Origin of the sequence: Amycolatopsis sp. NPDC051371, assembly GCF_040682155.1 — a bacterium.
GTDB lineage: Bacteria > Actinomycetota > Actinomycetes > Mycobacteriales > Pseudonocardiaceae > Amycolatopsis.
The window spans coordinates 1-21,697 of the sequence record NZ_JBFBAG010000058.1; the positions used below are offsets into that span (position 1 = coordinate 1).

Below are 21,697 nucleotides of genomic sequence, written 5' to 3' on the forward strand. Positions count from 1 at the left end.
GCCAGCTCGTCATACGACGGACGGACACCTTCCCCCACAACAAGATCATCCCACAGACCCGTTCACAGCCCGGAAAGGGCCTGAACAGTTACCGATCAGGTGGAACACGGCAGACGCGGCAGGGGCACCGTCGCGTGGGGAATCGGCGCTCTCGCACCGAGCGGAAGGCAACAACACGAAGCGCCGATTTCCTACGCCCCGGCGAAGCCGTATCCCTAAAACCCAGCCACCTAAGACTCGGCAGGCTTGGTCCAAGCCACCTGAACCAAACCGGTCCCATGCCGCCGAGAAACGAGCGTCCCCCGCCCCGGCGGCTGCGGCGAAGGCTTGACGTCCGCCAGCAGCGCCCCTTCGTCCTTCGTCCCCGACATGATCAACCCCGGCGAACCCAGCTCCCGCAACCGCTGCAGCACCGGCTCGAACAACGCCCGCCCAGCCCCACCGGAACCCCGCACAATGATCACGTGCAGGCCGATGTCCCGAGCCTGCGGCAGGAACTCCAGTAGTGGCTGCAAGGGATTGCGCCCCACGGTAGCCACCAGTTCGTAGTCGTCCACCAGGACGAACAGCTCCGGCCCACGCCACCACGACCGGTTGCGCAGCTGTTCCGGCGTCACGGAAGGACCCGGCAGCCGGTTGCGCATCGCGGTCGCGCACTCGGAGATCAGCTCCGTCAGCTTGCCTTCGGCGCCCGCGTAACCCAGCAGGTGCGGCTCCGGCACCGCGCCGAGCAGGCCGCGGCGGTAGTCCGCGACGATGATCGCCGCCTCGTCCGGGGTGTACGCCGACGTGATGCCATGAGCCAGCGCACGCAGCAGTGAACTCTTCCCGGACTCGACGTCGCCGAAGGCCACGAAGTGCGGGTCCGCCGAGAAGTCCAGGCACACCGGGCGCAACGTCGATTCGGCGATCCCCAGAGTGACTTGGCGCGAAGGGGCCGCGGGCAGCGTGTCCAGCGGGACCTCGGGCGGGAGCAGCCGAACCTGCGGCGCACGCGGTCCCTTCCAGGCCTCGGAAATCTTCCGGACGAGGTCGACGCCGCCCGCGCCGACCGTCTCCGGGCGCTGGTCGCCGTCGATGCGGGGGAGCGCCGCGAGGAAGTGCAGCTTCTCCGCCGTGATACCGCGCCCGGGCCGGTCGGCCGGGACGTTCACCGCGACCTTGCGGTCGATGGAGGAGTCCATCGGGTCGCCGAGGCGCAGCTCGAAGCGCGTGCCGATCGCGTCGCGCAACTGGGCGCGGACGCCGATCCACTGGTTGAGCGAGACGATCACGTGGATGCCGAACCCGAGCCCGCGCGCGGCCAGCCCGGTGATCTGCTCCTCCAGCTGTTCGTACTCCTGCCGGATCGTGGTCCAGTTGTCCACGAACAGAAAGACGTCGCCGAACTCGCGCCCGTCGGTGCTCTCGGTGAACTCCGCGCGGCGCTGGCGGAACGTCGTGATCGACTCGATCCCGTGGGCGGCGAAGAACTCCTCGCGCTGTTCGAGCAACGTCGTCAGCTCGGCGACGACCCGGCGGCAGCGCTGCGCGTCCCGGCGGGTGGCGTACCCGGACGTGTGCGGCAGCCCGGCGATCGGGGCCAGCGCGCCACCGCCCATGTCCAGCACGAACAGCTGCACCTCGGCCGGGGTGTGCGTCAGCGCGAGCATGCCCGCGATGTCCTTCATCAGCGTCGACTTGCCGCTCTGCGGGGCACCGACGATCAGCGCGTGCCCGCCCGCGCCGGAGAAGTCGGCCCACAGCATGTCCCGGCGCTGCTCGAACGGCTTGTCCACCAGCGCCACCGGGATCGTCAGCTTCCCGTTGCCGCCCCAGCCGAGCGGGCACAGGCCGCGCGCGGCGTCCTCGCCCAGCGGCGGCAGGAGCTGCTCCAGCGTCGGCGGTTCGGCCAGCGGCGGCAGCCAGATCTGGTGCGCGGCCGGCCCGCGGCCCTCCAGGCGCGACAGCATCGCGTGGATGATCGTCTCGCCGGTGCCGTCGGCTTTCGGCACGTCCGAGATCTCGGTCGTCACCGGAATTTCCACCGGGGCCAAGGAGAACGGCAGCACGCCGAGCTCCTGCCCGTCCTCGCGCACGACCGTGCTGCGCGGCGGCAGCTCCCCCGAGACGTACGCGGCCTTGAGCCGGATGAGCGTTTCGGTGTCGGACTTCAGGTACGCCGACCCCGGCACCGGCGGCAGGTGGTAGGCGTCGGCGACGCCCAGCACCGTCCGGCTTTCCGACGCCGAGAACGTCCGCAGGCCGATCCGGTACGACAGGTGCGAATCGAGCCCGCGCAGCCGGCCCTCCTCCAGCCGCTGCGACGCCAGCAGGAGGTGAATACCGAGCGAGCGCCCGAGCCGGCCGATCGCGACGAACAGGTCGATGAACTCCGGCCGCGCGGACAGCAGCTCGCTGAACTCGTCGATGATCACCAGCAGCGACGGGAGCGGGTCGAGCGCCGCGCCGTCCGCCCGCGCCTTCTCGTAGTCGCGCACCGACGCGTAGTTCCCGGCCGCGTGCAGCAGTTCCTGGCGCCGCAGCAGCTCGCCGTTGAGCGCGTCGGCCATGCGGTCGACGAGCGCGAGGTCGTCGGACAGGTTCGTGATGACGGCGCAGGTGTGCGGCAGGTCGGTCATCCCGGCGAAGGTCGCGCCGCCCTTGAAGTCGATCAGCGCCAGGTTCAGCGTCTCCGACGAGTGCATCACCGCCAGCGCCGTCACCAGCGTCCGCAGCAGTTCGCTCTTGCCGGACCCGGTCGCGCCGATGACCAGGCCGTGCGGGCCCATCCCGCCCTCGGCCGACTCCTTGAGGTCCAGCTCCACCGGCCGGCCCTCCGGGTTGACGCCCAGCGGGATCCGCAGCCGGTCACGCGCCGCGCGCGGCGCCCACGTGATGGTGGTGTCGGTGTCGCGCGGGTCGCCGATGCCGAGCAGCCCGGACAGCCCGAACGTCGCCGACATCGGCTTGTCGCCGACGACCGCGGCCGGGGTGTGCAACGGCGTCAGCATCCGGGCCAGCGCCTCCGCGGCGCCGCGGTCCAGGATGTCCGGGCGGCCGAGGAACCCGAGCCGCTGCTCGGTGGCGTCGCCGACGACCATGCCCAGGGAATCGGGGGTGGTGTGCAGGCTCAGCAGCCGCTCGGTCGAGTACGTCCGCGGGTGTTCCTGTCCGATCTCGAGCACCGTGACGCCGAGCCGGCCGTCTTCGCCGATCAGCCGGGGCTCGCCGTGGGCGTTGCCGCCGTCGACGACGACCACCAGGTGCGGCAGGTCGAGCTCGGCCGCCGCGCGACGGCTGAACGCGGGGCGTTCGCCGAGGTCCGCGCCGAGCAGTTCGGCCAGGCCGGCCGCCGAGTCGGCGGCCAGGCGCCGGGAGCCGACGGCGTCGGCCGCACCGGCCGCGGTCGCGTGCGGAAGCCACTTCGCCCATTCCCAGTCGTGCTGCCGGTCCGCCGGGACGCACACCGCGACCCGCAGGTCCGCGGGGGAGTGGAAGGTGACGAGCTGGCACAGCAGCGACCGCACCAGGCCGAGCACGTCCGGCCGCCGCCCGGCCACGGTGACCGCGGCGAACGAGCGCAGCGACAGCGCCACCGGCAGGTCGTCGACCGTCGAGTAGGTGCGGATGAAGTGCTTGAGGCTGGTGGAGCAGACCGGGTCTAGGTCTTCCAGCGGCACGGTCTGCGGCGCCTTCAGCGGGGTCGCCAGCCGCTGCGGCCCGGAACCCGCGCGCACCTGCGCGAACTGGCCGTCGGTGCGCCGCCGGTCCCACAGCTTCCCGGTCTCGACGTAGGCCCAGAGGTCGGCGGGATCGGGCTGGACGGCGACCATCGCGGCGCGCTGGCCGTCGGCGATGTCCCGGACCTGGGCCCGCAGGCCGGAGAGGTACCGCTGGTAGTCGCGGCGCTCGTCGTTGATCTGCGCCTTCTTCGCCATGCCGCCGCGGCCCAGCGACATCACGACCATGCCGCCCATGGCGCAGATGAACAGCGCGCCGAAGATGTAGGTCATCACGCCGCCGTCGCGTCCGATGTAGACGAACGACATCGCGCCCATGCCGAGCATCATCGGCAGGAACATCATCAGCTGCATCATCCCGCCGGACGAGCTCTTCGGGAGCATCGGCGGCGACTGCAGCACGATCTCGGGAGGGCGCTCCGGCGACAGGCTCATGAAGTAAGGCTCCAGCAGATCGGGGTGGCTCTGACCGGTATTTTGGCCACTTGCCGACACGCCGCGGTGGGTACTTTTGCCGTCCGCCCGCTTCCGGGGCCGAACTTACGCTCTGCCGAGCAGCCACCCGCGGAAGGAGAGCCATGGCCGGCGAGTACCGGGCTGAGCCCGAGGCGATGCGCTCGTCCGTCGGCAACGTCGGCGGCATCATCGCCCACGGCATCAACGCCGTGGCCGACCTCGAACGGCTCGTCGTGCAGCCGATGTCGTTCGCGGGCTTCGGCAGCGCCGTCGCCGCCGCGAACGCCGCCCTGCACTCCAGCCAGGTCACCGCCGTCCGCACGCTCCTGCAGCTGCTGCAGCAGGTCAACGGGCTGGTCAAGGCCAGTGCCGACGCCTACCAGGCGGCGGACCGGGCCGCGGCCGCCGGCTACGGCGGCGGCCACGACGGGTCCACCACGCCGACGTCGTCGATCTGGGGGAGCTCGCACGCTTCGGAGCTCGCCACCCTGGCGATCAACGACAGCGCGGGCGCCCACGGCGAGCCGTCGTCGGTCGGCAACGTGCTGCGCTACCTGGGGGACGCGCAGCTCGGCCGGCTCGGGGACCACCCGATCACCGACACGCGCTTCCACGGTGTCGCCGACTTCAACGACTGGCTGGCCGGCGACGCCGACAACCAGGCGCGCGTCGGGCTCATCGAGGTCTACGCCGGCACCGCGCGGACCTTCTCCGACGTTCCCGGCGGCGTGCACAGCGGGGACGTCGTGGTCGTCGAGCCGCTGCTGTTCTCCGACCGCCAGCCGGTCATCGGCGTCGCCGGCGACGGCGGCCGCCTCTACAACCACGGGCTCCTCGACGCCCGCATCGGCGGGCTGGCGAAGGTCAGCGTCTACCGGCCCGCCTCCGTCGTCTGATCGTCCTGTCTGGCACTACAGAACCTTTGTGAGGTCCGATGCTGACTTTCCCGAACTCCAGCGCGATGGACGCGACCGCGTCCTCGGGCGGGCCGATCACCATCCTGCCGCAGATCGTCACCGGCCAGCCGGAGCAGATCGCGCAGCACGTGGTCGACCTGGTCAAGAAGGCCGAGCAGTTCCTGAGCATGTACACCGAGCTCACGAAGGCCGCCGACCAGCTCGGCAAGATCTGGTCGGGCGCGGCGAGCGAGTCGGCGCTGAAGAAGATCGGCGAATCGCTCGACCAGCTCACCAAGATCATCAACGTGGTCCAGAAGGGCGCCGAGCTGCTCGGCGTCTCCGGCACGCTGATCAAGACGGCGCAGGAGGCCTACCGCGCGGTGGTCTCCGCGGTGAACCCGACGGTCGCCGCGCTGATGTCGAACTGGTGGACCTACGGCGCGGCGGTCGCTTTGTCGACCGCGACGAGCGCGTCGCTGCGGGCGTTCATCACCGCGATCGGCGCGCTGCTCAAGGCGCTCGGTGCGGTCGACCTCGCCCAGCAGATCACGCAGCTCGCGCAGGTCATCGGCCAGATCGAAAAGCTCTTCCACCACGACTCCGGCAGCTCGGGCGCGACGACGCCGTCGATCGGGACCACCCCGGTCACGGCGCCCCAGGCCCCGCCGTCGGTGGCAAGCCCGGCCGGGCAGCAGGCGGTGGCGGGCGGGAGCGGCGGGGGGATCCCGCAGCAGCCTTCGTTCACCGACTACACCCCGCCCGCGCTCGCGCCCGGCGGCGGTTCCAGCGGCGGCGCGACGACGCCGGTGACCGGCCCCGGCACGTCGCTCGACCCGTCGAACAGCTGGATCGCCGTGAACCCGGGGCAGAACGGCGCCACAGTGCCGACGCAGCCGACTCCGGTCACCCAGCCCGCGCCCGCTCCCGTGCCTTCGGGCGGGGCCGACGAGGTCGTCATCCACACCAACCTCACCACCGGTGAGTCCACTGTGGAGGCTCCGGGCGGCCAGGACTTCGACATCGACATCGCCATGGACTACAACGGCAAGCACTTCAGCCAGCACGTCGGCTACGACGCGGCCGGGAACTAGCCCATGTGGTCCTCGGGGGTCGTCGACGCGTCGGGGGTGGTCAGCTCCGTGCTGTCCGGCTACCGGCAGGTCCTGGTCGAGTGTCAGAGACGGGTCACCGGTGACCCCGGGGCGCTGAGCGCCGCGTCGCAGCGCGTCGCCACCCAGGCTTCGACGGTGTCGGGCAAGGCGCGCGAAATCGACGAGTCGGCCAAGACGCTGCACGCGGACTGGGACGGCGACGCCTACACCGCGTTCGCGACGGCGGCCGGCGAGCTCGGCAAGGAGCTCACCGATGCCGCCACGAAACTCGACGACCAGGCGAAACGGCTTTCGACGGCGGCCCAGCTCGTCCAGTCGGCGAAGGCCGCGGTCGACTCCGTCATCGCGCAGTTCGACCAGTACGCCCAGCAGCTGACCGCGCAGGCGCGCGCGGTGAACTCCGGCTCGGTCGGCGCGTTCATCCAGGCCGCGCGGCAGCTGGGCGAGCAGAGCGTCCAAGCTGCCCGCCAGGTCGTCGACGAGTTCTCCGACGCGCTCGCCGAGCTGTTCCCGCCCGAGGGCACCCAACGGCTCGAATACAAGCTGGGCAAGAAGACGGGCGGCCCGCTGGGCTGGCTCAACGGCAGCACCCTCGACGGCCGGAAGCGGCCGCGGGGCGCGCCGTCGTGGTTCGGCAACTCGGGCTGGAAGAAGCTCACCTGGGACGGCCTGGAAGGCACGCGCGCGCCGAAGAAGGCGGACACGCCGTTCGGCCAGCCGAAGCCTGAGGGGTTCAAGGACAAGCTCGGCAACAGCACCGAGATCACGTACTACAAGTTCAAGCACGAGCAGGACGGGCTCACCCCGGAGTACGACGGCAAGATCACGTCGAAGGGCTGGGACGTCGGCGCGTCCGGGCACACCGAGCTGGCCGCGGTGAAGGAAGAGCTCGAAGCCAAGGGCGACTGGGGTCCCGCCGCGGCGCACGCCAAGGGCACGGTCTTCGCCGGTGGCGAGGCGAGCGCGTCCGGCACCATCGGGGCGCACGGCTTGGGCGCGCACGCGAACGTCTTCGCCGGCGGCAAGGTCGAAGGCGAGGTCGCCGCGGACGTCGCGGGCATCGGCGTCGGCGCGAACGGCACCCTGCAGTACGGCATCGGCGCGCAGCTCGACGCCCAGGCCACCTACGACGCCGGGCACATCAAGGTCAACTTCAAGGCGGGCGCGGCGCTCGGCCTCGGCGCCGGCGTCGGCGCGAAGATCGACATCGACCTGCCGAAGCTCGGCCACACCATCACCGAGTACGGCGGCGCGGCCGCGGACTACGTCGGGACCGCGGCGAACGACGCCGCCACCGCCGTCGGATCCGCTTGGGACGATGCCGTTTCCTACGTGGGGCTGTGATGACCCTTCCCCTGGACTTCGTCATCCCGGACGGCTGGACGGCCGTCGACCCGGGCGACTCGGGCGCGGTGTTCGTCGCCGTGCACGACGCTTCGCCGGGCGAGTTCGTCCCGAACATCACCGTGAGCGTCCAGCAGCGGCCCGACGAGGCGTCGATCGACGCCATCGCCGCCGAAGCCGTCGAACGCCTTTCGCGCACGATGGCCGGCCTGGAGGTACTGAGCCGCCGCGACGTCGGCGCCCCGGCCGCGCCCGGCGTCATGCAGCTGCTGCGCCTGCGCACCGGCGAAGGCGAAGAGCTGATCCAGACCCAGGTGCACCTGACGGTTCCCGGCCCCACGCCGGCGGACCGGCTGGTGCTCGAGCTCGCCTGCACGGCCGCGCCCGCGACCGCGCGGCGGCTCTCACCCGGTTTCCAGCGGTTCGTGGGCAGTGTCCGCGTCCGCCAGCACGAAGGGATGCAACAGTGACCGATCCGTACGCGGTGCCGGACATGGACGAGCTGCTCGCGCAGGTGCGCAAGCAGACCGAAGAGGTCCAGCGGATCCAGCGCACGGTCGAGGCGATGGAGGTCAAGGCGCACTCGCGGCAGAACGAGGTCACCGTCACCCTCCGCGGCGACGGCCGCTTCACCTCGATCGACATCGACCCCCGCGCGATCCGCGAGTACGACGCCCGCAACCTCTCGGAGATCGTCCTCGAGGCGGTGAACGCCGGACTGCAGAAGCTCGCCGAGGCGTCGAACGCCAAGTTCGCCCCGGTGATCTCGGCCGCGAAGAACGTCTGATGACGGCTTCTTTGACCGGGACGACGCGCCGGGTCACGGTGGTGACACCGAGGGCCCGCGTCGACGTCGCCTTGCCACAGCAGTCGACGTTCGCCGAGCTGGTGCCCCAGCTGGTGCGGCTGGCCGGGGCGTCCGGGCAGGCGTCGGCCGAACATCCGGGCTGGGTGCTGTCCCGGCTGGGCGGCGCGCCACTGGCCTTGGGCCTGAGCGTGGCCGCGGCCCAGATCCGGGACGGCGAAGTGCTCCACCTGACCCCGCGGGAACGTCCGCGGGGTCCGCTGCTGTTCGACGACGTCGTCGACTCGATCGCCAGCGTCGCCGATTCGGCCGGTGGCTGGGGGCCGTCGGTCGCCCGGCGGTCCGGGCTGGTGGCCGCCGTCGTGCTGCTGCTGGCCGGCGGGCTGCTGGTCCAGGCGGCGGCGTCCGGCAGCGTCCTGGCGCCGATCGGGACCGGGCTCTTGGCCTTGGTGCTGCTCCTCGGCGGCGGCGCGCTCAGCCGTGCCTACGGAGACGCGGAAGCCGGCGCGGCCGGAGCGGTGGCCGGCGTCGGCGTCGCGCTGCTGGCCGGGATGTCCATCCTGGCGCCGCATCCGCTGTTCTCGCTGTCGGCGGGTCCGCTGGCGGCGGGGCTGGCGGCGGTGACGGTGTACGGCGTCCTGGCGGCGGTCTCGGTGGCCGACCGGCTGCCGTGGTTCGTGGCGATCACGAGCGCGGCGGGGTTCGGTGCGATCACGACGGGCGTGGTCCTGCTGGCCGGCGTTTCTCCCGTGTCGGCGGCGGCGGTGGTCGCGGTGCTGAGCACGGCGTTGGCGGCGGTGGCCCCGATGCTGGCGCTGCGCCTGGCCCGCCTGCCGCTGCCCCGGGTCCCGGACGACATGGAGGCGTTCCGCGCGGACGAGCAGCCGTCGGTGGGGACGGAGATGATCGGCCGGACGTCCCGGGCGCAGGCCGTGCTGACGGGGTTGCTGGTGGGCCTGGGCCTGGTGGTGCTGGCGTCGTCGGTGGTGCTGTCCACGGCCGGCCCGTGGGACGCCGGCCTGGCGGGATTGCTGGGCGTGGCGTGGATCCTGCGGTCGCGGTCGTACGCGGGCCGTGTCCAACGCCTGGTGCTGGTCGGTTTCGGCGTGCTTTCCCTGGTGTGCGCCGGGGTGTGGCTGGTGGCCTCGGGCAACCGGACGGTGGTCTTCGCGGCGGGCTGCGCGGTCGTCCTGGCGGCGGTGGTGTGCCTGGTGTACGCGACGCGGGTCGCGCGTGGGTTGCGTTCGCCTTACTGGTCAAGGCTTTTGGACGTCTCGGAGTTCTTGGTGCTGCTTTCGCTGGTGCCTTTCGTGGGCATGATCGCGGGGGTCTACGAAGCCGTCCGCGGCTGAGTCTGCGGCCTCCGCGATGACATGAACGACCCTTTCATGCCACCAGACGACATGAAAGGGTCGTTCATGTCGTTTCAGGAGTCCAGCGCCAGCGGAAGTGTCTGCCTCACCGCGGCGCCGTGCCGCCCGTGCAGCGGAACCGCCGGAATCTTCGGCGACGGGACTGGAGAACCAGGCCGAGCCCCCACCCGCACCGTCACTTCGGCCTTCTCCCGCCCACCGGAAGTCCGCGTCAGCGTGTACGACGTCGCCGTGAAAGCCGCCCCCGGCACCGCGAAATCCACCACTCGCGACGACCGCGGCCGGAAACACACCTGCGCCGAGTCACCCCAGGTCCACGACTTCCACCGGTCCGGCGGCCCGGAAGCGGCCCCCTGGACACCCAGCGCCACCCGAAGCTCCTTCGCCAGCTCCCCGGCCTCCAGCACTGTGCTTTGGTACCCGGCCTCGGCCAGCGCGCCCATCAGGCTCAACGCCGCCGACGCCGTGCTCCGCAACGCCCCGAGGTCGCCGCCACCTCGGGCCAACGCCGCGATCGGCGCGAGGTCCGGCCGGTACCGCACCGCCAGCCAGCGGACTCGCAGCACCTGGTCGCCACGCGGGATGGCCCACGTCAGCAGCTGCGCCGACGCCAGCGGAACGTCCGTCCGCCGGTAGGCCGAGCGCAACGCCTCGACCAGCGGGCCCGGCGCCCCCGGCCCCTGCGTCAGCCGGACCAGCGCGCTCCACCCGCCGTCGACCTCGGCGACGCCGAAGCGGTTGCCCGCGCGGTCGACGTGCTGGCGCACCTTCACCGTCCCGGCCACGGACAGCAGCGGGTCGGGGCTGTCGCGGCGCGTGTCGTGGCGCCGCAGCCGGAACGCCGTCCAGGTCAGGGCCCAGCCCGCCAGGTGCCGTCCGGCGAAGCGCACGGACGTCAGCAGCACCAAGAGGCCGGCTGCCGCGCTGACCACGATCCGCACCGGCTGCGAAACGGTGTCGACCATCCACGCGAGCAGGACGGCGATCCCGGCGATCTCCCACAGCGCGGCCTGCAACGGCCGGATCGGCAGCAGCCAGGGCAGCGGCGTGGACGCGGGCCGCGGCGGTGCCGGGCGCACGGCGCCGGCGGTTTCGACGGACACGGGTTCCCCTTTCCCCGGGTCTGCGACGCTACTGCCTCCCCGGATGCCGCGTGGGCGTAAAAATTACCCTCCCCGTGCGCCGTCCGGGTGCCTAGCGTCGACCACTCGGGAGGACGACGCACACAGCCGGGGGCACAGCGCGTGTGGACGCAGCGGGACCAGATCCAGGCGTACCAGTTCCTCCGCCGCAGGCTCGTTTCCGCGCTCGTCGCCGCCGACGCCAACCACCCCGTCTCGCCCAGCCGCCGGCTCGTGCTCGGCACCGTGCTGGGGCTCGTGGCCGCGCTGCTCGTCACCGCCGTCTTCGGGATCATCGGCCTGCTCAACCCCTCCGGCGGTAAAGACTGGCTGGCCGGCGGCAAGGTGATCGTCGAGGAGGGCACCGGCGCCCGGTTCGTGCTCGGTGCCGACGGCGTCCTGCACCCCGTCCTCAACTACGCCTCCGCGCGGCTGCTCGCCGGCGGCAACGGCGACGCGACCGTGTCCGTCTCGTCGGAGAACCTCGGCAAGGCCGGCCGCGGCACCCAGATCGGCATCCCCGGCGCGCCCGACTCGGTGCCCGCCGCCGGCGCACTCGTCACGACGCCGTGGACGAGCTGCAGCCGCACCACCCAGGACGCGCCCGCGTCGGCCGAGCCGCGCACCGCCGTCCTGCTCTCCGCGCCCGCGTCCGCGGTCGAGCTGCCGCGCGACCAGGGCGTGATCGTCCGGCTGCCCGGGGGCGACCGGTTCCTGCTCGCCGGCGGCCGCCGCTACAAGCTTTCCGACGAGGCCGCGACCGCGCTGCAGTTCGACAGCTACCCGACGATCGCGGTGTCCGCGCGGTGGATCGACACGGTCCCGGCCGGGCGCGACCTGACCGCGTTGCCGGTCGACGGCGCCGGTGGCCGCGGACCGGACGTCGGCGGCCGCGGCACCCGCGTCGGCGAGGTCCTCGCCGTCGTGGACGCGATGGCCGCGCCGGGCACCGCGACGTCGTACTACCTCGTCCGCCGCGACGGGCTCGAGCCGGTCGGGCAGACCGAGGCGAGCCTGCTGGTGACGACGGGGGCCAACGCGGCCGCGTACCCCGGCACGCCGGCGCCGGTCGACGTCCGCGCCGCCGACGTCGCCGCCGCGCCGAAGGTCGCCGCGCCCCGCGCCGGCGGTGCCGACCCCGCGGCCTTTCCCGACCGCATCCCGGGCAAGGCGCCGATCACCGGAAACTCCGTCGCGTTGTGCATCCAGGGCAGCCGGTTGCTCGTTTCGGCCGAATTCCCGCTTTCTCCTGGCGCCAAAGCAATCCAGGTCGCCACCCGGACCGAAGCACGGGTGGCGGACGAGGTGTACGTACCTCCGTCGGGGGGAGCCGTCGTCGTCGAATCCGGCTCGGCCACCACGTACCTGGTGACCGATACGGGCCGGAAGTACCCGGTGGTGAACGCGCAGGCATTGGCCTCGCTCGGCTACGGAAGCGTGAATAGATCACCGGTCAACGGTAGTTTGCTGGCATTGGTGCCGATGGGCCCCGCGCTGGACCCGGCCACGGCCGGACGGCCGGCCCCGTCGGGTGGAACGGGGTGAAAGTCGTGCACATGACACAAGAGCGCTCGGCCGAGGACGATCTGGACCGGGGCCGGGTCCGGGTCGCGGTCATCGAAGACCACCCGCTGTACCGCGTTTCGGTGGAGCGGGTGCTGGCCGAAGCCGAATTCATCGAGCTCGGGGCGGTGGTCGACTCGGTGGCGCGGTTCCACGTCCACCGGCAGCCACCGGGCAGCGTGGTGCTGCTGGACCTGGGCCTCCCGGGCGTCGCCGGGGCGGCGGCGGTCCTGGAGGTCTGCGAGCTTGGGCACCACGTGCTCGTGGTCTCCGCGCAGGCGGAGCCCGAAGTCGTGCTGGGGGCGATCGCCGCGGGGGCGCGCGGGTTCCTCTCCAAGGACGTCGACGCCGACGAGCTGCTGATCGCGATCAAGACGGTGGCCGGCGGCGGCGCGTACGTCTCCGCGGTGGTCGCCGGGATGATCATGAAGGACAACGCGGACCGGCCCGCCGTCTCGGCCGACGTCGAGCTGTCGCCGCGCGAGGAGCAGGTGCTGCGGCTGGTGGCGGCGGGGGAGCGCGACGTCGACATCGCGCTGATCCTCGGCATCGGCGTCCGGACCGTGCGGGGCTACCTCGACCGCATCCGCGACAAGACCGGCGAACGGCGGCGGCCGGGCCTGGTCAAGGAAGCCATCCGGCGCGGCCTGATCGGCGGCTCCGGCCCGCGGCGCGGCGGCCGCAAATGAGCGACGGGGAAGTCAAGGCGCCGCGGAAGATCCACGTCGGCGTCATCGAGGACCACCCGCTCTACCGGTACGCGCTCACCCGCGTGCTCACCGAGGCCGCGGACATCGAGCTCGGCGCGGTCGCCGACTCGGTGGCCCGGTTCGCGGTCCAGGACCAGCCGGCCGGCAGCGTCGTGGTCCTCGACCTGAAGCTCCGGGGCGTCCAGGACGCGGCCGCGGTCCTGGAAGTGGGACAGATGGGGCACAAGGTGCTGGTGGTGTCCGCGCACGCGGAACAGCCGGAGGTCCTCGGCGCGATGCAGGCGGGCGCGAAGGGGTTCCTGTCGAAGGACGTCGACGGCGACGAGCTCCTGCGCGCGATCCGCACGATCGCCGACGACAACGCGTACGTGTCGCCGACGCTGGCCGGGATGATCATCCAGGACAGCGAAGAGCGCCACGCCGGCCCGAAGATCGTGCTGTCGGAGCGCGAGAAGCAGGTGCTCCGGCTGGTGGCGGCGGGGGAGCGCGACGTCGACGTGGCGGAGATCCTCAACATCAGCGTCCGGACGGTCCGGTCGTACCTCGACCGGATCCGCGACAAGACGGGCGAGCGCCGGCGCGCGGGCTTCGTCCGGGTCGCGATCCGCGAAGGCCTGCTCCGCTAGCTCCGCCTCAAGCGCCCCAATGTGGCCTTGGTTGCGTCTCACGCACCGAAGGCCGCCTTGGGTGCGTCTGACGCACCGAAGGCCACATTGGGGCGCTCGGGTCCGGTCAGAGCCGGCGGTTGGCCAGGGCTCCCGTCGCCGTACGGGCCTGGGCCGACACCGCCGGGTCGACGTCCACCAGCAAGGTCTCCGGAGCGGGACCGGCCTGGGCCACGACCCGGCCGAAGCCGTCCGACACCGTCGAGTACCCGATGCCCGTCGGCGCCTTCGGGTTGACCGTGACGCCCGTCGCCGCCGGGTCGGCCTGGCCACAGGCCAGCACCCAGCAGCCCGAGTCCAGCGCCCGTGCGCGCACCAGCACCTCCCACTGCTCGCGCTTGCCCTCGCCCGCGCCCCAGGACGCCGGCAGCAGCACGACGTCGGCGCCGTCGTCGGCCAGCGCGCGGAACAGCTCCGGGAACCGCAGGTCGTAGCACGTCGCGACGCCGTAGACGACGCCGTCCAGCTCGAACGTGGTCACCGAGGCACCGGGCGCGACCGTGTCCGACTCGGCGAAGCCGAACGCGTCGTAGAGGTGGATCTTGTCGTAGCCGCGGTGCTGCCCGCCGCCGGTGACCAGCAGCGTGTTGCGAACACGGCCCTCGTCCGCCGGGGTGAACATCCCGGCGACGACCACGACGTCGTGCTCGGCGGCCACCGAAGCGACCGCGGACGCCCACGGCCCGTCCAAGGCCTCCGCGACCGGCTCCAGCGGACGGCCGAACCGGGCCATCGTCGCTTCGGGGAACACGACGATCCGCGCGCCGCCCGCCACCGCGGCCTCGACGCCGGAGCGAATCAGCTTCAGGTTCGCCTCCGGGTCGTCACCCGAGTTGACCTGGCACAACGCGATTCGCGCCACCGCTGCCTCCTGCATCCTGGGATCGGCCGTCACCGGGGAGTATCGCCGACGGACGCTTCAGTGTGACCTCGTACCCTTGAGGGCATGTTGAACCGCACCGACCTGCGTGGGCAGGTCCCGACCGCCGCCGAACTGCGCGCCACGCTCCCTCGCGCCGAATACGACGTGGACGCGGCGCTGCATCACGTGCGCCCGGTGGTCGAGGCGGTCCGTGACCGCGGTGTCGAAGCCGTCCTCGAGTACACCGAGAAGTTCGACGGGGTCCGCCCGGCGTCCGTGCGGGTGCCGCGTGAGCGGTTGACGCGGGCGCTGGCCGAGCTGGACCCGGAGGTCCGCGCCGCGCTGGAGGAGTCGATCACCCGCGCTCGGAAGGTGCACGCCGAGCAGCGCCGCACCGACGTCACGACCACGGTCGTCGACGGCGGCACGGTCACCGAGAAGTGGGTGCCGGTCGAGCGCGTCGGGCTGTACGCCCCGGGCGGGCTGGCCGTCTACCCCTCGACCGTGGTGATGAACGTCGTCCCGGCGCAGATCGCGGGCGTCGGCTCGCTGGTCGTCTGCTCGCCGCCGCAGGCCGCGTTCGACGGCCTGCCGCACCCGACCATCCTCGCCGCGGCCGAGCTCCTCGGCGTCGACGAGGTGTGGGCGGCCGGCGGCGCGCAGGCCGTCGCGCTGCTCGCGTACGGCGGCACGGACACCGACGGCGCCGAGCTCGTCCCGGTCGACGTCGTCACCGGGCCGGGCAACATCTACCTCACCGCGGCCAAGCGGATGCTGCGCGGCCTGATCGGCATCGACTCCGAAGCCGGTCCGACCGAGATCGCGATCCTCGCCGACGAGACAGCCGACCCCGTGCACGTCGCTGCCGACCTCATCAGCCAGGCCGAGCACGACCCCCTCGCGGCGAGCGTCCTGGTGACGACGTCGGAGCAGCTCGCCGACGCCGTCGACAAGGACCTGGTGAGCCGCGTCGCCGCGACGAAGCACTCCGAGCGCGTCGCCGAAGCGCTGGGCGGCAAGCAGTCCGGCGTCATCCTGGTGTCCACTGTGGACGACGGCTTGCGCGTCGTCGACGCCTACGCCGCCGAGCACCTGGAGATCCAGACGGCGGACGCGCCCGCGGTCGCCGCCCGGGTCCGCAACGCGGGCGCCATCTTCGTCGGCGCGTACGCCCCGGTGTCGCTGGGCGACTACTGCGCCGGGTCCAACCACGTCCTGCCCACCGGCGGGTTCGCCCGCCACTCCTCGGGCCTGTCCGTGCAGAGCTTCCTCAAGGGCATCCACGTCGTGGACTACTCCGAGGACGCGCTGCGCGAGGTCGCCGGCCGCGTCGTCGCGCTGGCCAACGCCGAGGACCTGCCCGCGCACGGCGAGGCCGTCGCCGCGCGCTTCGGAGGTTCGGTCTGATGACGATCGGCGAAGAGGTCACCCTGGACGCGCTGCCGCTGCGCGACGACCTGCGCGGCAAGACCCCGTACGGCGCGCCGCAGCTGGACGTCCCGGTCCGGCTCAACACCAACGAGAACCCGTACCCGCCGCCGCCCGAGCTGGTCGCGGACGTCGCCGAGGCGGTCCGCGCGGAGGCCGGGCAGCTGCACCGCTACCCGGATCGCGACGCGGTCGCGCTGCGCCAGGACCTGGCCGACTACCTGAGCGTGTCGACGCGGGTGGTGCTGTCGGAGGCGAACGTCTGGGCCGCCAACGGGTCCAACGAGGTGCTGCAGCAGATCCTGCAGGCCTTCGGCGGTCCCGGGCGCAGCGCGCTCGGCTTCGAGCCGTCGTACTCGATGCACCCGATCATCGCCTCGGGCACGCGCACCGAGTGGCTCCCGGCGCCGCGCCGCGCCGACTTCACGCTCGACACGGCCGCGGCGGCGGCGGTCATCGCGGAACGGCGCCCGGACATCGTGTTCGTCACCAGCCCGAACAACCCGACCGGCGGCTCGATCCCGCTGTCCGAGTTGCGCGCGGTGCTCGACGCGGCCACCGGGATCGTGGTCGTCGACGAGGCGTACGCGGAGTTCTCGTCGCAGCCGAGCGCCGTCGAGCTGCTGGCCGACTACCCGGCTTCTTTGATCGTCTCACGCACCATGAGCAAGGCGTTCGCGTTCGCGGGCGGGCGGCTGGGCTACCTGGCCGCGGCTCCGGCGGTCGTCGACGCGCTGCAGCTGGTGCGGCTGCCGTACCACCTGTCGCGGCTCACGCAGGCGGCCGCCCGAGCGGCGCTGCGCCACGCGGACGCCACTTTGGACAGCGTGCACAAGCTGGCGGCCGAACGCGACCGCGTCGTGGAGGCGTTGGCCGGTCTGGGTTACGACCCCGTGCCGAGCGATTCGAACTTCGTCCTCTTCGGACGGTTCAGCGACCCGCACGCGGCCTGGCAGTCCTATTTGGACAAGGGCGTGCTGATCCGCGACCCCGGCATCGAAGGACACCTGCGCGTCAGCATCGGCACGCCGGAAGAGAACGACGCCTTCCTCGAGGCGAGTAAGGAAGTTTCCCGATGACCCGCATCGGCAAGGTCGAACGGACCACCAAGGAGTCCTCGATCTTCGTGCAGCTGGACCTCGACGGCACGGGCGAGGTCGAGATCTCGACCGGCGTGCCGTTCTACGACCACATGCTGACGGCGTTCGGCGTCCACGGCTCCCTGGACCTCAAGGTCGAGGCGACCGGCGACGTCCACATCGACGCGCACCACACGGTCGAGGACACAGCGATCGTGCTGGGCCAGGCGATCCGCCAGGCCCTGGGCGACAAGAGCGGCATCCGCCGCTTCGGCGACGCGTGGATCCCGATGGACGAGACCCTGGCGCACGCCGCGATCGACGTGTCCGGGCGCCCGTACTGCGTGCACGTGGGCGAGCCGGAGCAGTTCAACACCTTCACGATCGGCGGCAACTACCCGTTCGTCCTGACGCGGCACGTGTTCGACTCGCTGGCGTTCCACGCGCAGATCGCGCTGCACGTCCGGGTGATCCACGGCCGCGACCCGCACCACATCGCGGAGGCGGAGTACAAGGCGGTGGCCCGGGCATTGCGGGCCGCGACGGAGCCGGACCCGCGCGCGGGCGGCATCCCCTCCACGAAGGGTGTTCTGTGAGCAAGGAAGTCGTCGGAGTTCTCCTGCTCGCCCTGGGTGGGTTCCTGGTGGGCGGCGTCTACTCGACGTGGAAGACGGCCAAGTTCATGGCGGGCGTGCTGGGTGTGGCGGCCCTGCTGGCCATCGGCGGCGCGATTTTCTGGTTCATGAGCTAGCCGGCCGATTCCTTTCGCGAGCGCGGAGGGTCTGCACTGCATGGTGATGACGGAGTGGTCAGAGGAATTCGCCCGGCAGGCCGAGCCGTTCCGGCGCGAGTTGCTGGCGCACTGCTACCGCATGGTCGGCTCCGCGGACGATGCGGCGGACCTCGTGCAGGAGACGTACCTGCGGGCATGGCGGTCGTTCGGGACGTTCGAGGGCCGCTCCTCGCTGCGCACCTGGCTCCACCGCATCGCGACCAACGCCTGCCTGTCCGCCTTGGGCCAGGGCGGCAGGCGGGCGCTGCCCTCCGGCTTGGGTGGTCCGGCCGACGATCCCGACGCGCCGCCGGCCCTGGCGGCGCCCGAGGTGACCTGGCTGGGGTCGGTTCCGGACGCTTGGGTGATGGTCGACCCCGCGACGCTTTCGGCGGCGCGTGACAGCGTGCGGCTGGCGCTCGTCGCCGCCCTGCAGTACCTGCCGGCCCGGCAACGAGCCGTGCTCCTGCTCCGGGAGGTGCTGGGTTTCAGCGCCGGCGAGGTCGCGGCCATGCTCGAGATCTCGACGGTTGCGGTCAAGAGCGCGCTGCAACGGGCCCGCGCCCGGCTCGACGAGATCTCGCCGTCGCCCGACGACGTCGTCGAGCCGACCGACCCGCACGCCCGGGACCTGCTGCGCCAGTACATCGCCGGTTTCGGGCACGCCGATCTGGCAGCCTTGGAAAAGGCGCTGCGCGCCGACGCCGCGATCGAACTGGTGGGCACGCGGACCTGGTTCTCCGGCAAGGTGCGGTGCCTGCGCTACCTGGCGCACGTGCTCGGCGCTCCCGGCGACTGGCTGATGACCCCGACCCGGGCGAACGGCCGGCCGGCCGCCGCGACGTACTACCGCGCCGCCGACGGAACCCACCAGGCCCTCGGGATCGCCGTTCTCGACGTCACGCCCACCGGGATCGCCCGCATCACCGTCTTCCCCGGCGGTCCCGGGTTGGTGGCGGACTTCGGTCTTCCCGCCACGAGAACCGCCGTGCCGGCCGACGAGGAGTTCCGCACCTACAACGAAGGCGTCATCAGCGAATTCCGGGCCCACCACGGCGTGGTCAGTCAACCGCCGTTCCCCATCCTGCTGCTGACCACGACCGGAGCGCGCACCGGACGGCGGACGACCGTGCCGCTCGGCTTCGCGGTCGACGACCGGGGCCGCGTGTTCGTGGTCGGCTCCAAGGCGGGCGCTCCCCGGCATCCGGCCTGGTTCCACAACCTGCGCGCGGACCCGGCCGTGACGGTCGAGCTCGGCGCCGGCACCTACTCGGCCCAGGCCGTCGTGACGACGGGCGAGGAACGCGACCGCCTCTACCGCACGGTTTCCGACGGCACCTCCGCCTACGAGCGGAACACCGACCGGGTGTTTCCGGTGATCGTCCTCGACGGCGTCCCCGCCCCGGCCTGAAAAGCCGTGAAGGCCACCTTGAGGAACTTGAAGTTCCTCAAGGTGGCCTTCACGAACTTCGGCTAGCGGCTTGCGCCGACCAGCTCTCGCTCGTCGTCGTCGGGAGCGGCGTCGAGGTGCTTGGTGAGCTTCTCGCCCTCGACGTCGACGTCCGGCAGGATGCGGTCGAGCCACTTCGGCAGCCACCACGCGCCGCGGCCGAGCAGGGACATCACCGCCGGCACCAGCGTCATCCGGACCACGAACGCGTCCACCAGCACGCCGAACGCCAGCGCGAAGCCGATCGACTGGATCAGCGACGACTCGGCCAGGATGAACCCGGCGAACACGCTGATCATGATCAGCGCCGCCGCGACGACCACCCGCGCGCCGTGGCGGAAGCCGGTGACCATCGCTTCTTGGGGCTCCGCGCCGTGGACGTGCTCCTCGCGCATCCGCGTCACCAGGAACACCTGGTAGTCCATCGCCAGCCCGAACAACACGCCGATCAGCAGGATCGGCAGCATGCTCATGATCGGCCCGGTCGATTCGACGCCGAGCAGGTCCGTCAGCCAGCCCCACTGGAACACCGCGACCACCGCGCCGAACGTCGCCGCGACCGAGCCGAGGAAGCCGATCGTGGCCTTCAGCGGCACCACGACCGAGCGGAACACCAGCATCAGCAGCACGAACGCCAGCCCGACGATCAGCGCGAGGTACGGCAGCATCGCGTCGGACAGCTTCTCCGAGACGTCGATGTTCGCCGCGGTCTGCCCCGTGACGGCCAGCTTCGCGCCGGTCGCGTTCTCCAGCACGCCGGATTCGGTGCGGATCGCGGCCACCAGGTCCTCGGTCTGGGTACTGCTCGGGCCGCTCTCCGGGATCACCGTGAGCAACGCCGTGTCACCGTTCTGGTTGACCTTCGGCGGGGTGACGGCGGCGACGTCGGGCAGCTTCTGGATGTCGGCCGCGGCCTGGCCGAGCGCGGCCTGCCGGTTGGTGCTCGAGCCGGTGTCGACGACGACCAGCAGCGGTCCGTTCGAGCCCTCGCCGAAGCTGCGGCTGGCGATCTCGTACGCCTTGTGCTGGGTCGACTCGGGCGCCGCGGTGCTGTCGTTGGGCAGGCCGAGCTGCATGCCGAGCGCGGGCAGCGCGACGACGGCCATCCCGGCCAGCGCGACGAGCAGCACCGGGATCCGGTGGCGCGCGACGAACCGCGCCCAACGCTCGCCGTGCGTCGTTCCGACCGGCTTGCGGCGCAGCCGGATGCGTTCGCCGGCGACCCGCTGCCCGGCGAAGCCGAGGATCGCGGGCAGCAGCGTCAGCGCGATGATCACGGCGACCGCGACGGTGACCGCGGCGGCCACGCCCATCTGGCCGAGGAACGGGATGCCGATGACGGTGAGCCCGGCCAGCGCGATGATCACGGTGAGCCCGGCGAACACCACGGCCGAGCCGGCGGTGCCGGTGGCGCGGCCCGCGGCCTCCTCGGGATCGCGGCCGAGACTGAGTTCGTGCCGGTAGCGCGACACGATGAACAGCGCGTAGTCGATGCCGACGGCCAGCCCGATCATCAGCGCGAGGATCGGCGTGTTCGAGTTCAGCTCCAGGAACCCGGACGCGAGGAAGATGCCGCCCATCCCGGTGCCGACGCCGATCAGCGCGGTGAGCAGCGGGATCCCGGCGGCGACCAGCGAGCCGAACGTGATGATCAGCACGACGGCGGCGACCGCGACGCCCAGGCCCTCGGTCGCGCCGGTCTCGGGGATGCCCTGCACGGCGTCGCCGCCGAACTCGACGGTGAACCCGGCGTCGCGGGTGGCGTTCGCCGCGTCGAGCAGCGCCTGCCGGTCACCGTCGGTGAGCTCGTACGCCTTGGCGCCGTAGCTGACCTGGGCGAGTGCGACGCGCTTGTCGGGCGAGATCGACTGCGCCTGGAACGGGTCGACGACGGCGGAGACCTTCGGCGCGGTCTTCAGCCGTCCGACCAGGGACTCGACGGCGGCCTTGCCCTTCGCGTCGGTGACCGAGGTGCCGGCCGGCGCCTCGATGACGACGCGCGCGGTCGCGCCACCGGCGTTGGCCTGCGGGAACTTCTCGGTCAGCTGGTCGATCGCCCGCTGCGACTCGGTGCCGGGGATCGTCACCGAATTCGACAGCTGGCCGGACAGCGTGAGGGCGCCCAGCCCGAGCGCTACCAGGACGGCTGCCCAGACGGCGGCGACCAGCGCTCGCCGTCGGAAGGACAACCGGCCGAGCCGGTACAGGAAGGTCGCCACGAGTCAGCTCCGTTTCGCCCGAACGGGGTCGGTTCACTCAATCTGATTACTGCCCAAGCTAGCCGATCGGCAAGGAGACCTCCAAGCCGATCGGCAAGTATGTGACTTGCCGAACAG

18 protein-coding genes are annotated in these 21,697 nt (G+C 72.0%); 14 read left to right on the forward strand and 4 right to left on the reverse strand.

The features are described 5' to 3' along the window. Positions 1-230 precede the first annotated feature (230 nt). Complete coding sequence (eccCa, locus tag AB0M59_RS45415) at positions 231-4,157, reverse strand: type VII secretion protein EccCa (protein ID WP_364628134.1); 3,927 nt, start codon at positions 4,155-4,157, stop codon at positions 231-233. A gap of 143 nt (positions 4,158-4,300) precedes the next feature. Here eccCa and AB0M59_RS45420 point away from each other — a divergent pair, with 143 nt between their 5' ends. From AB0M59_RS45420 to eccD, 6 genes are read left to right on the forward strand one after another with little or no spacing between them, the layout of a single operon-like run. Then, positions 4,301-5,074, forward strand: coding sequence for a WXG100 family type VII secretion target (locus AB0M59_RS45420; protein WP_360684999.1), 774 nt, complete (start codon positions 4,301-4,303; stop codon positions 5,072-5,074). Between the two features lie 38 nt (positions 5,075-5,112). After that, positions 5,113-6,168: a hypothetical protein gene (locus AB0M59_RS45425; RefSeq protein ID WP_364628136.1), complete on the forward strand. Its 1,056-nt coding sequence runs from the start codon at positions 5,113-5,115 to the stop codon at positions 6,166-6,168. A gap of 3 nt (positions 6,169-6,171) precedes the next feature. Beyond that, positions 6,172-7,533, forward strand: a complete 1,362-nt coding sequence (locus AB0M59_RS45430) for a WXG100 family type VII secretion target (protein WP_364628138.1) — start codon at positions 6,172-6,174, stop codon at positions 7,531-7,533. Continuing rightward, positions 7,533-8,003 carry a hypothetical protein gene (locus AB0M59_RS45435; protein ID WP_364628140.1) on the forward strand — a complete coding sequence of 157 codons (471 nt, stop codon included), beginning with the start codon at positions 7,533-7,535 and terminating at the stop codon, positions 8,001-8,003. Before AB0M59_RS45430 ends, AB0M59_RS45435 begins: the two co-directional genes overlap by 1 nt. Beyond that, a complete protein-coding gene (locus tag AB0M59_RS45440; RefSeq protein ID WP_086674669.1) occupies positions 8,000-8,320 on the forward strand; it encodes a YbaB/EbfC family nucleoid-associated protein in 321 nt (106 codons plus the stop codon). Before AB0M59_RS45435 ends, AB0M59_RS45440 begins: the two co-directional genes overlap by 4 nt. Further along, positions 8,320-9,690, forward strand: a complete 1,371-nt coding sequence (eccD, locus tag AB0M59_RS45445) for a type VII secretion integral membrane protein EccD (protein WP_364628142.1) — start codon at positions 8,320-8,322, stop codon at positions 9,688-9,690. Before AB0M59_RS45440 ends, eccD begins: the two co-directional genes overlap by 1 nt. Positions 9,691-9,764: 74 nt before the next feature. On the opposite strand, the gene AB0M59_RS45450 is transcribed toward eccD, so the two are convergent. After that, on the reverse strand, positions 9,765-10,814 hold the full coding sequence (locus AB0M59_RS45450; RefSeq protein WP_364628143.1) for a type VII secretion protein EccE: 1,050 nt from the start codon (positions 10,812-10,814) through the stop codon (positions 9,765-9,767). Between the two features lie 141 nt (positions 10,815-10,955). On the opposite strand from AB0M59_RS45450, the gene eccB reads away from it, so the two are divergent. From eccB to AB0M59_RS45465, 3 genes are read left to right on the forward strand one after another with little or no spacing between them, the layout of a single operon-like run. Continuing rightward, positions 10,956-12,377: a type VII secretion protein EccB gene (eccB, locus tag AB0M59_RS45455; RefSeq protein WP_364628145.1), complete on the forward strand. Its 1,422-nt coding sequence runs from the start codon at positions 10,956-10,958 to the stop codon at positions 12,375-12,377. A gap of 11 nt (positions 12,378-12,388) precedes the next feature. Beyond that, complete coding sequence (locus AB0M59_RS45460) at positions 12,389-13,084, forward strand: response regulator transcription factor (protein ID WP_364628146.1); 696 nt, start codon at positions 12,389-12,391, stop codon at positions 13,082-13,084. Beyond that, positions 13,081-13,731, forward strand: a complete 651-nt coding sequence (locus AB0M59_RS45465) for a response regulator transcription factor (RefSeq protein WP_364628148.1) — start codon at positions 13,081-13,083, stop codon at positions 13,729-13,731. The genes AB0M59_RS45460 and AB0M59_RS45465 overlap by 4 nt, the downstream gene beginning before the upstream one ends. 106 nt (positions 13,732-13,837) lie before the next feature. Here the strand turns inward: AB0M59_RS45465 and AB0M59_RS45470 are convergent, their stop codons facing one another. Further along, positions 13,838-14,632, reverse strand: a complete 795-nt coding sequence (locus AB0M59_RS45470) for a carbon-nitrogen hydrolase family protein (protein ID WP_364628150.1) — start codon at positions 14,630-14,632, stop codon at positions 13,838-13,840. Between the two features lie 84 nt (positions 14,633-14,716). Here AB0M59_RS45470 and hisD point away from each other — a divergent pair, with 84 nt between their 5' ends. From hisD to AB0M59_RS45495, 5 genes are read left to right on the forward strand one after another with little or no spacing between them, the layout of a single operon-like run. Then, positions 14,717-16,039, forward strand: a complete 1,323-nt coding sequence (hisD, locus tag AB0M59_RS45475) for a histidinol dehydrogenase (RefSeq protein WP_364628152.1) — start codon at positions 14,717-14,719, stop codon at positions 16,037-16,039. Further along, positions 16,039-17,139, forward strand: coding sequence for a histidinol-phosphate transaminase (locus AB0M59_RS45480; RefSeq protein ID WP_364628154.1), 1,101 nt, complete (start codon positions 16,039-16,041; stop codon positions 17,137-17,139). Before hisD ends, AB0M59_RS45480 begins: the two co-directional genes overlap by 1 nt. Next, positions 17,136-17,735 (forward strand): imidazoleglycerol-phosphate dehydratase HisB, encoded by a 600-nt coding sequence (gene hisB, locus AB0M59_RS45485; RefSeq protein WP_364252804.1) that lies wholly within the window; start codon positions 17,136-17,138, stop codon positions 17,733-17,735. Before AB0M59_RS45480 ends, hisB begins: the two co-directional genes overlap by 4 nt. Then, positions 17,732-17,890 (forward strand): hypothetical protein, encoded by a 159-nt coding sequence (locus AB0M59_RS45490; protein ID WP_196425226.1) that lies wholly within the window; start codon positions 17,732-17,734, stop codon positions 17,888-17,890. The genes hisB and AB0M59_RS45490 overlap by 4 nt, the downstream gene beginning before the upstream one ends. A 46-nt stretch (positions 17,891-17,936) precedes the next feature. Then, on the forward strand, positions 17,937-19,322 hold the full coding sequence (locus tag AB0M59_RS45495) for an RNA polymerase subunit sigma-70 (RefSeq protein WP_364628156.1): 1,386 nt from the start codon (positions 17,937-17,939) through the stop codon (positions 19,320-19,322). A gap of 62 nt (positions 19,323-19,384) precedes the next feature. Here AB0M59_RS45495 and AB0M59_RS45500 read toward each other — a convergent pair whose 3' ends face one another. Then, the gene (locus AB0M59_RS45500) at positions 19,385-21,580 is read right to left on the reverse strand and encodes an MMPL family transporter (protein ID WP_364628157.1); all 2,196 of its coding nucleotides are present in this window, start codon (positions 21,578-21,580) and stop codon (positions 19,385-19,387) included. Positions 21,581-21,697 lie beyond the last annotated feature (117 nt).